The sequence below is a fragment of the Bifidobacterium italicum genome (assembly GCF_002286915.1).
Lineage (GTDB): Bacteria > Actinomycetota > Actinomycetes > Actinomycetales > Bifidobacteriaceae > Bifidobacterium > Bifidobacterium italicum.
Genome location: NZ_MVOG01000005.1, coordinates 146,652 through 159,922, shown reverse-complemented (window position 1 = coordinate 159,922; position 13,271 = coordinate 146,652). Strand labels below are relative to the sequence as shown.

At 63.2% G+C, this 13,271-nt stretch carries 9 protein-coding genes, 1 tRNA gene and 1 pseudogene; 8 read left to right on the top strand and 3 right to left on the bottom strand.

Features of this window, described 5'->3' with window-relative positions:
• Nucleotides 1-38: 38 nt before the first annotated feature.
• The 8 genes and pseudogenes from B1400_RS02160 (at nt 39) to B1400_RS02130 (ending at nt 10,222) form a co-directional block, all read left to right on the top strand.
• Entirely contained in the window at nt 39-1,577 is a 1,539-nt protein-coding gene (locus B1400_RS02160; RefSeq protein WP_095612824.1) for a DUF6508 domain-containing protein, read from the top strand.
• A gap of 138 nt (nt 1,578-1,715) precedes the next feature.
• Entirely contained in the window at nt 1,716-3,365 is a 1,650-nt protein-coding gene (locus B1400_RS02155) for an RNA-binding domain-containing protein (protein ID WP_095612823.1), read from the top strand.
• Between the two features lie 218 nt (nt 3,366-3,583).
• The gene (gene tgt, locus B1400_RS02150) at nt 3,584-4,933 is read left to right on the top strand and encodes a tRNA guanosine(34) transglycosylase Tgt (protein WP_095612822.1); all 1,350 of its coding nucleotides are present in this window, start codon (nt 3,584-3,586) and stop codon (nt 4,931-4,933) included.
• 59 nt (nt 4,934-4,992) lie between these two features.
• Entirely contained in the window at nt 4,993-5,376 is a 384-nt protein-coding gene (locus B1400_RS02145) for an Rrf2 family transcriptional regulator (RefSeq protein ID WP_201260177.1), read from the top strand.
• Nucleotides 5,377-5,435: 59 nt separating this feature from the next.
• Nucleotides 5,436-5,521 (top strand) — tRNA-Leu (locus B1400_RS02140).
• 92 nt (nt 5,522-5,613) lie between these two features.
• A pseudogene (locus B1400_RS09895) lies at nt 5,614-5,700 on the top strand (response regulator transcription factor); the annotation flags it as partial.
• A gap of 382 nt (nt 5,701-6,082) precedes the next feature.
• Nucleotides 6,083-6,925, top strand: coding sequence for a putative RNA methyltransferase (locus tag B1400_RS02135; RefSeq protein WP_026644858.1), 843 nt, complete (start codon nt 6,083-6,085; stop codon nt 6,923-6,925).
• Nucleotides 6,926-7,027: 102 nt separating this feature from the next.
• Nucleotides 7,028-10,222 carry a CAP domain-containing protein gene (locus B1400_RS02130; RefSeq protein ID WP_095612820.1) on the top strand — a complete coding sequence of 1,065 codons (3,195 nt, stop codon included), beginning with the start codon at nt 7,028-7,030 and terminating at the stop codon, nt 10,220-10,222.
• Between the two features lie 174 nt (nt 10,223-10,396).
• Here the strand turns inward: B1400_RS02130 and B1400_RS02125 are convergent, their stop codons facing one another.
• The 3 genes from B1400_RS02125 to B1400_RS02115 all read right to left on the bottom strand — a co-directional run bounded on the left by B1400_RS02125 (nt 10,397) and on the right by B1400_RS02115 (nt 13,121).
• Nucleotides 10,397-10,741: a hypothetical protein gene (locus B1400_RS02125; RefSeq protein ID WP_095612819.1), complete on the bottom strand. Its 345-nt coding sequence runs from the start codon at nt 10,739-10,741 to the stop codon at nt 10,397-10,399.
• Between the two features lie 162 nt (nt 10,742-10,903).
• On the bottom strand, nt 10,904-11,977 hold the full coding sequence (locus B1400_RS02120) for a DMT family transporter (RefSeq protein ID WP_095612818.1): 1,074 nt from the start codon (nt 11,975-11,977) through the stop codon (nt 10,904-10,906).
• A gap of 70 nt (nt 11,978-12,047) precedes the next feature.
• On the bottom strand, nt 12,048-13,121 hold the full coding sequence (locus B1400_RS02115) for an alpha/beta fold hydrolase (protein ID WP_095612817.1): 1,074 nt from the start codon (nt 13,119-13,121) through the stop codon (nt 12,048-12,050).
• Nucleotides 13,122-13,271 lie beyond the last annotated feature (150 nt).

Below are 13,271 nucleotides of genomic sequence, written 5' to 3'. Positions count from 1 at the left end.
GGAACGCCTTCCGAGGCGTACATTGATAGGATGCTGCCATGGAGCGCAACGACGACCCCAACTGCCCGCACCACCTACGACACGACCGCGCGCCGGACATCGACCCCGGACATGTCCGCCCGCATGTGCCGATTCTGCGATACGACGACCTCTATTACTGCTTCGCCGACCTCGTGATCGGCCCCGTGCTGCCGACCGTCCAGCTCACGCTCCCCTCGTTCGCGAAGGACCGCCGCGGCAAACTATACGTCCGCGAGCGCAGCCTCATCGGCTTCTATCCGCAGAACGACGGGCCAGAAGACGTCGTCTCCATCAAACCCGTGCCGATCTGCCACCGGACGGTGATGGATACGACGCTCATGACGTACGGACAGTGGGTGCGGGAATACCGCGACCTTCCCGGCACACCGTTCTATTCCTCCACCTATGACGACGGCGACTACTGCAAACGGGCGTCCCGCTACGACGCCGACGGAGCAGAGGCGCAGGAGCACGCGATGTTCTACTTCGAGGAGGCGATGCGTGCGCACGCGGATATGTTCGGCACGACCGAATCGCTCAGCGATTGGGAGCGCCAGCAGCATCATGACTGTCTGAAGCTCGCCGAGATCCTGTTCCGCCACGCGGCCGGCCGCGGCAACGCGCGCGCATGGCTCGCCCTCGGCCGCATCTACGACGACGACCTCAATCACGGCGACTATTTCGACAGCTGCTACACGGCGAGCATCAAAGGGCAGCCGCCGATCATCGAGCAGCCGCCGCTTCCCGAACGCGCGCGGATCTGCTTCGAACGTGCGGCGACGCTCGGCGACGCGGAGGCGCTCGCGTTCCTCGGCGACCTGCGATTGGAAGGAAGGACGTGCAGACGCGACGCACGACGCGCGTTCGCGCTGTATGAGGAGGCGTATGCGCGCGGCGGCGGCCCGGGGCAGGTCCGCCATGCGCAGGCGGCTGCGGCGCTGCGGCTCGCGCGCTGTTATGAGTACGGCGTCGGATGCGCGGTCGATACTGCGAAGGCACTCACGCTGTATCGCTATGCGCAGGATCATCTCGCGGATATCGCGACGAAGAATCCGTGGTGGTATCTGCACGCCCACGCTGAAGCCGCGGATGAGATTGCGTATCTAACGAATCCGCCGATACACCTCGCCGTGGGCGACACCGACGCAATCGCCAAGGTTTCCTATACGCCGATTACGAAGTACCTGCCGACGCTTGAGCGGATGGACGATTTCGGCACGACTCATATCGGCATGGACTGGTTCTTCTACAACGACGACGTAATCCGCTTCATGGATGCCGTGTCACGATTCGCCGAAGAGCACCCCGAACTGGGCGCACGCAACTATCTGGGATTTTTGGAGGCGAGCATCCTCAGCACACCGATCGACAACGTTGATCCGGCGGATTGCGACGCGCGCACCGTGTTCCTGATGATTTTCTACGGCGTGCGGCAGGAGCGGTTCTGCACTGGCCTTCTCAACGACCTGCTGCGTGCGGGAACCATCCAACGCTGGCTGCGTCGCCTTGCGCAATTGGACGAGGAGCGGATGAGCGCGGAAGCAGCGCAACCCTGATATCGCATAACCTGACCGGCTATCCTTGCATGCTTACACGAATCCTTTCAGTGAAAGAACTAATTCTTTCACTGAAAGGATTCGATGTTAACATGAAAGGAGAGATGGAACCATCGTCTTGGAATCATAGGAGGATAGATGCTTCCGGAACACGAGTCTCTCACCGTAGAGTTCAAGAGCGAAAAGAGCCGCCCACAGACCGACAACGAAATCATCGACAACGTAGTCGCTTTCGCTAACACTGAAGGTGGTTCCTTGTATCTCGGCGTCGAAGACGACGGCACAGTAACCGGAATCAACAAAATCCATCAAAACACGAATAGACTTGCAGCTTTTATCTATAACAAAACCGTGCCACCCGTGCGGGTTCGCGTCGAGAAGCTTCAAATCGACGAAAAAACTGTTATTTGCATCGAAGTGGACAAGAACGAACAGATCGTAGCCTCGCGTGACGCCAAGATATCGCAACGCCGCCTGAAAGGGGACGGCAGCCCCGAAGTGGTTCCTCTCTACCCATCAGAATTCATCAGCCGACTATCCCAACAGCGTCAATATGATTACAGCGATCAGATCGCACCGACCGCTACTTACGATGATTTGAATCCCGCCTCCCGCGAGAAACTCCGTGAGCACATTCGTGAGACCCGCGCAGATAACACATTGTTGAGCTACAACGATGAGGACTTCGACAGGACTTTGGAGCTCGTCAAGGACAGTCCCCACGGATTATTGCCCTCTATCACGGGACTGCTGATGATCGGGAAACCCGAATCCATCGACCGCTGCGTCCCCTCGGCCAAGGCATCCTTCCACGTGCTGCGGAATCTGCAGCCTGTTGTAAGCAAGGACAACATAACGTTGCCCCTCGTCGACATGTTCGACGCCATCGATGATCTGCTGGCTCCTTGGAACACCAACCATGAAATCATGAGCGGACTCCTTCATGTGAATATTCATGATTATCCGCCGCAAGCATTCCGAGAAGCGATGGTAAACGCCTTCTGCCATCGCGACTATGCGCAACTGGAAAACGTAATATTCACCATAGACGAGCAGGGGATGACCATCTCCAACCCAGGTGGATTCATCGAGGGCGTCAACGCACAGAATCTACTCTCCGCCCAACCGCGCTCCCGCAATCCTCGGTTAGCGAACGTCCTGAGGATCGCCGGTTATGCCGAACAGGCAGGACGCGGCGTGGACACCATCTACAAGGATTACCTGTCCGCCGGAGGAACCCAACCTGATTACTCGGCTTCGAACATGCATGAGGTGGTGCTGCTTACCCGCAAAATCGTTCCCGATAAGGGGTTCGCAACCATGGTGGCCAAAGAGGAACGCCGTTTGAGCGGCCCGTTATCGGTCTGGTCGCTCATCATCCTCTCGTTGTTGAAGGAGCACCGTCAACTCACCCATGCACAACTTTGCTCCTATGCAGACGTGGAGGAACGACGCATTACATCATCAATCGGCACACTCATCGAAACAGGACTCGTCGAAGCTATCGGCAGCGGCAAATCACGCAGCTACATGCTCTCGCCAGAAGTATATAAACGCAATGAGGATCTGGTGACATATGTGCGGCAGAAAGGCGCATCCTCCACCCGCCACGATGCGATGATTCTGGATTACGCGCAATCGAACGACGACGCAATCACGACCGCCGAAGTTCAGGAGCTGCTTGGCGTGAGCTACATCACGGCATACCGGCGACTTAAGGATCTTGAGGACAAGGGACGCCTCATCCACGAGGGTGCAGGCCCCTCATCCCGGTATCGCATAGCGTGACCGGCTATCTTTGCATGCTTACATGGATCCTTTCAGTGAAAGAATCAGTTCTTACAGCGAGAGGATTCATGTAAGCATGCAAAGATCATCCACGCAGCGCACAATCGCGAGCCTTCGTCACAGACAGGAACACGTCGCACCGTGTCATTGCTCAGAACGAAACAGCGGCAAGCGTACATCGGCCCGGACGGACAACCGCAGGCCCTAGAATTGCGCACATGACCAGCACGAGCATTCCAGCAGACAGTACGATTACGAGCGCGCCGGCACCGCAGCTTGTCGAACATCCGCGCGGCGCCGAACCGGGCGAACCCGGCGATCGCAGCGCCTTCCATTTCGAACAGATCACACGGCTGCCCGACGCCGCGGACGGCAAAGGCAAAGGGGGCGCACGCTACGGGCGCACCGGCATCCTGCACACGCCGCACGGCGACATCAGGACGCCCGCCTTCGTGCCGGTCGCCACACAGGGCGCGATGAAGGCCGTGCTGCCCGAATCGATGGTCGAACTCGGCGCGCAGTGCCTGCTGTCGAACGCGTTCCATCTGTACGAACGCCCCGGCGAGGACGTGCTCGACGAAGCGGGCGGCTTGGCGAAGTTCATGAACTGGAACGGCCCCACCTTCACCGATTCGGGCGGTTTCCAGGTGCTTTCGCTCGGCGCGGGCTTCAAGAAGACGCTCGCGATGGACGTGAAAGGCATGAAATCGGACGACGTCATCGCCGAAGGCAAGGAACGCATGGCCTTCGTCGACGAGGACGGCGTGACGTTCAAATCGCCGCTCAACGGCTCGCTGCACCGTTTCTCGGCGGAGATATCGATGAACATCCAGCACAAGATCGGCGCCGACATCATGTTCGCCTTCGACGAGCTGACGACGCTGATGAACACGCGCCGCTATCAGGAGAACTCGGTCGAACGCACCTACCGCTGGGCGCAGCGCTGCGTCGCCGAGCACGAACGGCTCACGACGGAACGCGTCGGCAAACCCTACCAGGCGCTCTACGGCGTCGTGCAGGGCGCGAACTACGAGGATCTGCGGCGCCACGCAGCGCAGCAGATCGCGTCGCTCGACTTCGACGGCGTCGGCATCGGCGGCGCGATGGAGAAGCGCATCATCGGCGACATATGCGCATGGATCTGCGACGAGATGCCGCAAAGCCGCCCGCGCCATGTGCTCGGCATCGCCGCCGTGGACGACATCTTCGCATGCGTCGAGAACGGCGGCGACACCTTCGACTGCGTGGCGCCGGCGCGCTGCGGCCGCAACGGCGCGATCTTCACGCGCGACGGCCGCTACAACATCAAGCGCGCACAGTTCAAGCACGACTTCGGCCCGCTCGAGGAGGGATGCAGCTGCTACACATGCACGCACTACTCGCGCGCCTACGTCGACCATTTGCTGCGCTCGCACGAGATGAACGGGTTCACGCTCGCGACGATCCACAACGAGTACTTCTTCGTGCATCTGCTCGACGACATCCGCGCATCGATCGACGGCGGCTACTTCGACGAGTTCCGCGACGAGACACTCGCTCGCTTCTACGCGAACGGTTCGCGCGGATAGCAGCGCCGCCCACTTGTTCGTTACTTGCTCACGAGGGAGATGCGCTCGCGGATGTGCGGGTGGTCGGTGACGATTTCATCAGCTATGCCGATCGCGTAATCGGCATAGCTGATCTCGCTCTTGCCGTCGGCGTTCAGCATGAGGTCATCGGCAAGCTCAAGGACGCCGGCCTCGTCACCGTGGACGCCGGCGTCGGCGGCGCGCACATCGCACGGCCGTTGACGTCAATCACGTTACTGGACGTCTACCAGGCGATCGAGGGCCCCGACCGCCAGCTGTTCGGATTCCACGACAATCCCAATCCGCAGTGCCCGGTCGGCCGCAACATCCACACGCTGCTCGACGGCGAGCTCGATGCCGCACAGCACGCGCTCGAAACGCAACTGGGGCAGACGACGCTCGCCCGGCTCAACGACCGCCTGGACACGTTGACCGAGGGCTAATCAACGCAACACGCCGAGTTGCACGCCTGTTCCACATGGTGTAGATTAGCTATTTGTCTGCGAGCGTGGCGGAATGGTAGACGCGCTGTCTTCAGGTGGCAGTGAGCTCATGCTCGTGCGGGTTCAAGTCCCGCCGCTCGCACCAGCAAGAAATGGCTGATTCCCAACGGAATCAGCCATTTCGTTTTGCCCGGAAGCGGCCTTGTGACAACAATCCGAGAGCAGTTTGAGAATCCGACGGCGAAGGCATATCTGTCGGCGGCAAGCGACCGACTGTGCATGGGCCGCATCCAGATGGCGCGCCTCGTCGAACGCGCCAACCTGCAATGCTCCGAGGCGTCCCCGCCCGCACAACTCGGTTTTTCGCACCAAACCACGAGTGATGCGGCGCCTCGATCGGACGGGAGCCGCAGGACGCTCCACAATTCGCACAATTACGCACAACGACACCACCCATCCGCGCATAGGCCACCAAAACGACCAGAATCCCCCACATGCAGGGGCGCCACATCCATGCATCCCAGTGATCGGCCGCATATATCGACAGTTGGCCCGAACAATCCAGTTATGCACCCACCACCCGGATATGCGCGACGGCGCCGCCGGCGAGTGCAAACACCACCGCCATATGCATCACATCTACCACGGATGCCGCCAATATGCGTCCCTGCCACTGCATGCACGCCCTTCCCGCTAGGATGGCGGCATGAATCCTGCGAAAATCGCGCGCTTCCGTGACAGCGAACGCTACTTCATTTGCCCGATTTGCCATGAGACGCTGCACTTGGATGGCGCGAGCCTGCGCTGCCCGAACCGTCACACCTTCGATATCGCGAAACAGGGCTACGTCAATCTCGCGCCCGCCGCGAAACAGTCGCCGTTCTACAACAAGGCGTCGTTCGAGAACCGTGCGCGCATCCTCGAGGCCGGCTATTACGACGACATCCGCGACGCCGTGCTCGACGCCGTCGGCAGATATCTGAATCCGCGCGCCGCGATCCTGGATGTCGGTTGCGGCGAAGGCTTCTACGCGCGCGCCGTGCAGCGCGCGAATCCGGCCGCCGATGTGCTCGCCTTCGACATCTCAAAGGACTCGATTCAGCAGGCGGCGCGCGAGGACGCGACGATGGCCGTCCGATGGTTCGTCGGCAACCTCGCCGACCTTCCGGTGCGCGACGACGCAATCGACTGCATCCTCGACGTCTTCTCCCCGGTAAACGCCGCGGAATTCCACCGCGTCATGAAGGATGACGCCATCGTCATCAAAGTGATCCCCGGCGTGCATCACGATGAACAATTGCGCGAACTCGCACGCGAGCAGCTGCGCAACGCCGATTATTCAAACGAACACGTAATCGAACAGTTCCGTGAACACTTCAACGTCCTCGATATGCGCACCGTCTCGCGTACCTTTGCGATGGCAGCCGACGACGTGCACACCTTCGCGCATATGACGCCGCTGCTGTTCAACGTCGATATCGACGCGCTCGATCTCGCCCAAATCAGCGAACTGACGATAGAAGCGCGCATAATAGTCGCACGAAAGTAATTTTTCCAATTCGTGCGCGTGCTATTTTTCTCCTGTCTATGATGGATTATGCTGCCCGAGAAGAACAGCAACAGTCACTACAGACCACTGAAGGGGGTCATTATGACACAGGGAAAGCATGCGCAGGCGCGGCGCGAACAGCAGAACAAATCATTCCCGACGATGAAGACGGTGAACGGAGCGGTCGCCACGATGGCCGCGATCGCGACGCTCGGCGCGCCGATGGTCGCCATCGCCGACGAGCCGGCGGAGCCGCAGCAGCCGGACACGCAGACGCAGCAGCAGACGGCGACGAACGCCGTGCAGCAGGCGCAGGCGGCCGTCGACGCCGCCAAGGACGGAGTGGCGCAGGCGCAGGAAGCGCAGAAGAACGCCGAAGGCACGGTCACTGACGCGAACGGCGAAGTCGATCAGGCGAACGCGGCCGTGCAGGACGCGCAGCAGGCCGTCGACGACGCCATCGCCAACGATCCGAACACGGCGGCGGCGCAGGAGGCGCTCAACAAGGCCAACACGAAGCTTGACGAAGCCTCCGAACATCTGCAGAACGCCGTCGACACGCAGACGCAGAAGGCGCAGGCGCTCAAGCAGGCACAGGATGCGCAGACTGCGGCCAAGGCCGAGGAATCGAAGGCGCAGGACGCCGTGGACGAGCAGCAGATGAAGGTGGACGGCCTGCAGCAGCAAGTGGACGCCACCAACATGGAAGCGCTCGAGCAGGCCGCCGACAGCACCGCGAAGGCGGCGTCGGAAGCCAACGACGCGAGCGCGGACGCCGCCAAGCAGGCGGCCGCGGCACAACAGCAGACGGACGCCGCGAAGCAGCAGCTCGACGACGCGGAACGGATTGCCGGCGATGCCAAAGATCCGGCGAAGGTGGAACAGGCACGTCAGCACGCCGACGACACCGCCACGCAATACGATGAAGCGCTCAAGCAGGCGCAGCAGGCAAGCTTGCAGGCCGATCAGGCCAACGCGGCGCTCAACGACGCGACCCACACCTATCAGAACGCCAGCGACGGCCTGCTGAACGCACGCAACGACGCGGACGCCGCCAAGCAGGCGCTCGACAAGGCGAACGCGGCGCTCGCCGCCGCCGAACGCGACGAGACGACGACGGCGGAGGCGCTCGCGGCCGCGGCAACCGCGAAGAGCGACGCCGAGCAGAAGGTCGCCGACGCCGAACAGCGGGTGAAGGACACGCAGGCGGCGGCCGACAAGGCCGCGCAAGACAAGGTGGCGGCCCAGCAGAAGCTCGAGGCGGCGCAGAAGGCCGTCGACGAGGCGACAAAGGCCGCAACGAGCGCGACCGAGCTCGAGCGGAAGGGCGCGCTGGGCTGGTTCGAGCATCGCAATGCGGAACTCGCGCAGCAGGTTCTGACGGATTCGGCGTTGAGCACCAAGAATCCAAGCGAACCAGACGAGATCGCACCGCCCGATGGAGGATCGTGGCTGCAGTACACGCACATCGGGGATGCCAAGGACGCCACGAGTCTCGACAACATGCTCCGCGCAGTGGCGCTCATCCAGGAACTCAACCAGCTGCGCGCCAGCGAGGGCCTTGCACCGCTGAAGATCTCAGACGCCGCCATGGCTGCCGCGATGGTGCAGGCGAACGCGGCGACTGCGCAGTTCGAGCACAATCAGGTGCTGACGACCAACCTCTGGCTGGCCGAGAATCTGGCAATGGGACTCCCCGACCCCTTCACCGGTTGGTGGACGCAGGAGAAGGCCGTCTATAAGGAGGCCGTTGCCAGCGGTAAGTATCCGGGTCTCGAATCGATGACCCCGTATCAGGTCAGCATAAAGTACCCTGATCTCTACCCCACTATCGGTCACTACCTCAACTGCTCCGACCCTCAGGCGACTTCCACCGGCCTAGGCATGAGCCAGTACAGGCGCAACACCTCCGCCATGGAGAACAGCAGCTACGACATCAGCTATGACGGCGTCGACGACACGACACCCACCGACGCGGATGTCTACCAGCAGGAGTTGCAGGAATACGTCGATTCGATCCGCAACGCGCAGCAGAAGCTCAAGGACGCGCAGGATGCGCTCGCGAGCGCACAGGAAGCCGTGGAGGCCGCGAACAAGGCGAGCGATGCGGCGGACAAGGCCAGCGCGCAGGCAGCCGCCAATCTCAAGGCGGCGCAGAGTGCGCAGTCGGACGCCGAACAGGCCTACGACGACGCGACCGCCAAGCATGCGAATGCGCAGCAGGCCAAGGAGGACGCGCAACGGACGGCGAACAAGCAGGCGGCCAAGTACACGCAGGCCTCCGAGACGCTGAACACGGCGCAAGCCACCTATGATGTCGCCGAGGCCGCCTACACCGCCGCGCAGCAGAAGGCCGACGCCGCCAAGCAGACGCTCGATCAGGCGAACCGCAACGCCGACGCCGCCAAGCAGGCCAAGGACGACGCGGCTGCCAAGTACGCCGCGATGCAGAACGCCAAGGCGAATCTGGACAAGGCTCAAACAGCCTACGATGAGGCAAAGCAGGCAAGCGATGCGGCGCAGGCCGACGCCACCGCCAAGGCCGCCGAGGCGGCGTCGGCGCAGCAGGCGGCTGACGCGGCGGCCGCGCAACTCACACACGCCAAGCAGACGGTCGCCGATCTGCAGGCGGCCAAGGACGAACTCGCCAAGCGCAATCAGGCGCTCAACGCAGCCAAGGACACGGTCGCCAAGGCCGGCGAAGCGGTCGCCGACGCCCAGAAGAACACCGACGTGGCGCAGGCCGCGGTGGACGACGCCAAGAAGGCCAAGGACGCTGCCGACGCGGACGTCAAAGCCGCCGAGGCCGCGCTCGACGCCGCAAAGAAGAACGTCGGCAATACGCCGGCCGTTCAGGAGGCGCAGGCCAAGCTCGACGCCGCCAAGCAGGCGGCCGCCGACGCCCAGGCCAAGCTCGACGCCGCGAAAGCCGCGCTCGCCGACGCCCAGCAGGCGCTCAAGGATCGTCAGGAGGACCTGCGCCTCGCCGAGATCGCGCTCGAAGCGGCGATCAAGGCCGAGCAGCAGCCAACGAAGCCAACGAATCCGACAACCCCGTCGAAGCCCGGCACGACGACGCCGGCCACGTCGACCAGGCCGACCACTTCCGCCAAGCCGACCTCCACCAGCATGACAACCGGCGCCTCCAAGACGCCGCAGTCGGTGCAGGTCGCGCACGCCGCGAGCGACAAGCTCGCCACGACCGGCGGCGACATCGGCGCCGTGCTCGTCACCGCGTTCACGCTCGCGTTCGTCGGCGGCGTCGCCACGCTGAGCGCGCGCCGTCGCGAAGAGTGAGCGCAGAAGTGATCGCGTAGTCGACAGCGCAGCATAGTCGACAATCGCAATCAACAAACCAAGAGGCGGCCGGAACCCCAATGGATTCCGGCCGCCTCTCATATATCGTCGTCTGCGGCTATCGCGTGTTACCGCGCGTTATCGCCGGCCGCCGTCACACGACTGATTAGTCATTTAGTCATGCGGACGGGTGTTGAGGCGATGGTAGTAGAAGATCGCCGCGCAGCAGCACACGAGCGACGCGACGTTCGTCACGAGCTCGATCCACCACAGCGTCTGCGTCCAGCCGTTGCTCAGCGTCCAGAACACGCCCGGCAGCGTCACGAGCCAGCTGACGATGATGAACACGAACACCCAGATGCCCCACTGCTGACCCTTCTGCTGGTCGTAGAGGTGCTCCGGCGTCAGTTCGAAGTTCGGTTTGTTGTTGTACACGGCGAACACGCCGAACACAAGCAACGCGATCAATACGATCACATTGAGCACGGCCATCGTCACGTTCTGCGCCGTCGAGAGCATAATCGATCCTTTCTCTGCAGTCCCGTCCTCAGGCCGCCTCGCCCGCAGGCCCTCGGCGCGCCTCAGGTAATCGTCTCCGATTGTATGGTCGCACGCACGCCGGCGACCTTTGATTATGCAACCGGCACACCCATGCGCGCCGCGCACGCTACCGCACAGCGTTCACCGCACGAGGAACGACATCACGATGATGAGCGCGAATCCGGCCAGATCGGTACCGGTGAACACGGCGCCGGTCCACATGACGGCCGTGATCGTAGCCATGACCGGCTCGATCGTGCCGAGCATCGTCGCACGCATCGAGCCGATGCGCACGACGCCGGCCATGTACAGCCAGAACGCGACGAAGGTGCCGACGACGATCGTGAACAGCAGCAGCCCCCACCCGCGCGCGTCGAGCTGCGGCACATCCTTCCACGGCTGCACGAAGGGCGTGAGCAGCAGCCCCGACAGCAGGAACGTGATGCCGTTGACGACGAAGTTCCCGTACTTCGCGATGAGCATGACCGGGATGATCGCGAGGCACGCGCAGGAGAACGCGTCGGCAAGCCCCCACAGCAGCCCCGGCAGCGGCAGCGCGAGCGAGCTGACGTTGCCGCCGGTCGCGAGCAGCCACACGCCGGCGAACGCGAGAGTCACGCCGATGATCTCCTTGGCCGTCGGCCGGCGCCGTCCGCGCACGCACACATAGACGAGCACCATCAGCAGGTTCACCGTCTGCAGCACCGTCGCCGTGCCCGCGTTCGTCCAATGGATCGAGAACAGGTAAGCGACCTGCACGAGCGTGACGCAGGTGAGCGCAGTGAACATGTACATCGGGTATTCGCGCACGCTTTTCACGGCCGCGGCGAGCGCGCGCCGCGAGCCGACCGCCGCGCAGCCGAGGAAGATGAGCCCGGCGATGATCTCCCTGACGCAGGCGAGCCACAGCGGCGCGATGTGGTATCCCTCCATCAGGATCTTCGACACCGACCCGTTGATGCCCCACAAAGCGCCGCCGAGCAACGTGCACAGCACGCCGGCCATCATCCGCCGCGGCGTCTGTTCGAGGGACTGCGTGGCGACGGTCTCGTCGGCGAGCGTCTGCGCCGCATCGGCGCGTTCCTCATGCGCCGACCGGCTCAGCAGGTCCTGCACCTGCTCCTGCGCGCTGCGGCCGGCATCGGCCGTGCCGTTGGCGTCATCTCGATCATCGTGTGCGTTCCGCGTCACTGTACGCCCCGCTTTTGTGCTCATGCGCGGCCGTCTGCCGGCGCGCGCGCCGCTTTTCCCGAGGCGATTCTAACGCATCCGACGCCCGGCGGCGCTACGGCAGCACCGTCACCGTCTCCTCCGACTGCAGCCAGCGGAAGATCCGCTGCAGATACGGCGCCACGACGGCGTTCGGCATCGAGAAGATCTCATGCACCGAATCCTCGATGCGCACCTTGCTGATGCGGCCGCCGTCACGTCCTACGCGCTGCACGAAGACGTCCTGCGCCGGATTGCTGACCCAGTGATCGCGACCCGACTGGAACAGCAGCACCGGCACGTCGATGCGTTCGCACATGTCCGGATCGAGGATGGCGCGCGAGATGCGCACGGCCTGCCGCACCCATTCGTTCGAGGCCGCCGTCGTCCGGTAGTGCGTGTTCGCGATGCGCAGCTTCTTGTACCATTCGAGCCGTTCGGCGCACGCCCCCCGCTCGTCGCGCCAGTCGATGACCGGCGTGAACCCGTGCTGTCCGGGCGCCATCGCCTTCGCGCGCCCGAGGTCGCACGCCGCGCCGCACACGGCGGCCGCAAGCCAGTTCGGCACGCCGATGTTCGCCTTGATCATCGGCGAGGAGAGCACGGCCCTGGCCACGATGTTCGGGTGGCGTTCGAGCATCGCCGCCGCGATGCCGGCGCCCATCGAATGCGCGAACAGCGTGAGCCGCCCGTCGCGCGCATAGGCGCCGCCCACCTCCTTCGTGAACTTCGCGAGATCGGCGACGTAGCGACGCCAATCATCGATGGTGACGATCTGGTCGTCGGCCACGTCGCGCGCCGAATAGCCGTGTCCGCGGTGCTCGAGCACGCAGACCGAGAAGCCGGCGAGCAGGAAGTACCACACGAGCTCGCCGTATTTGGCCGCGAACTCGGAGAAGCCATGGGAGAACACGACGGCGCCGTGGTTCTCGCGCGACGCGCCGGGGATGCCGAGCCTGTGGAACTCGTCCACGTCGTAGCACACGTAGTGCAGCCTGCCGAGCCTGCGCAGCCGAGGCAACGGGCGACCCGCCCAATCCTCGCGCGCCGGTTCCATGTATCCTTCATGCGCGCATGTGTCCGTGGCGGGAAGCACCGTCCTCGCCATCGCCTGCTGCACATGCCGTTCGTCGACCATCGCGATTTCCATACCGACCATCCTAGGCGCCGACGCCGCGCGCCGGAATGCGCTCACGCGCTCGACGTACCGCGCGACGGGCCGCGCGTCCCCGCCGGTTGTGCGTTCCCTACAAAACGACGCCGGCGTGTGTTGTCGATTCATACGACGCGCACGTTCCCT

Coding starts and splice junctions, on each gene's coding strand:
- tgt (WP_095612822.1), top strand. CDS start 3,584: ATGACCAGCACGAGCATTCCAGCAGACAGTACGATTACGAGCGCGCCG.
- B1400_RS02155 (WP_095612823.1), top strand. CDS start 1,716: ATGCTTCCGGAACACGAGTCTCTCACCGTAGAGTTCAAGAGCGAAAAG.
- B1400_RS02135 (WP_026644858.1), top strand. CDS start 6,083: ATGAATCCTGCGAAAATCGCGCGCTTCCGTGACAGCGAACGCTACTTC.
- B1400_RS02120 (WP_095612818.1), bottom strand. CDS start 11,977: ATGAGCACAAAAGCGGGGCGTACAGTGACGCGGAACGCACACGATGAT.
- B1400_RS02130 (WP_095612820.1), top strand. CDS start 7,028: ATGACACAGGGAAAGCATGCGCAGGCGCGGCGCGAACAGCAGAACAAA.
- B1400_RS02125 (WP_095612819.1), bottom strand. CDS start 10,741: ATGCTCTCGACGGCGCAGAACGTGACGATGGCCGTGCTCAATGTGATC.
- B1400_RS02160 (WP_095612824.1), top strand. CDS start 39: ATGGAGCGCAACGACGACCCCAACTGCCCGCACCACCTACGACACGAC.
- B1400_RS02115 (WP_095612817.1), bottom strand. CDS start 13,121: ATGGAAATCGCGATGGTCGACGAACGGCATGTGCAGCAGGCGATGGCG.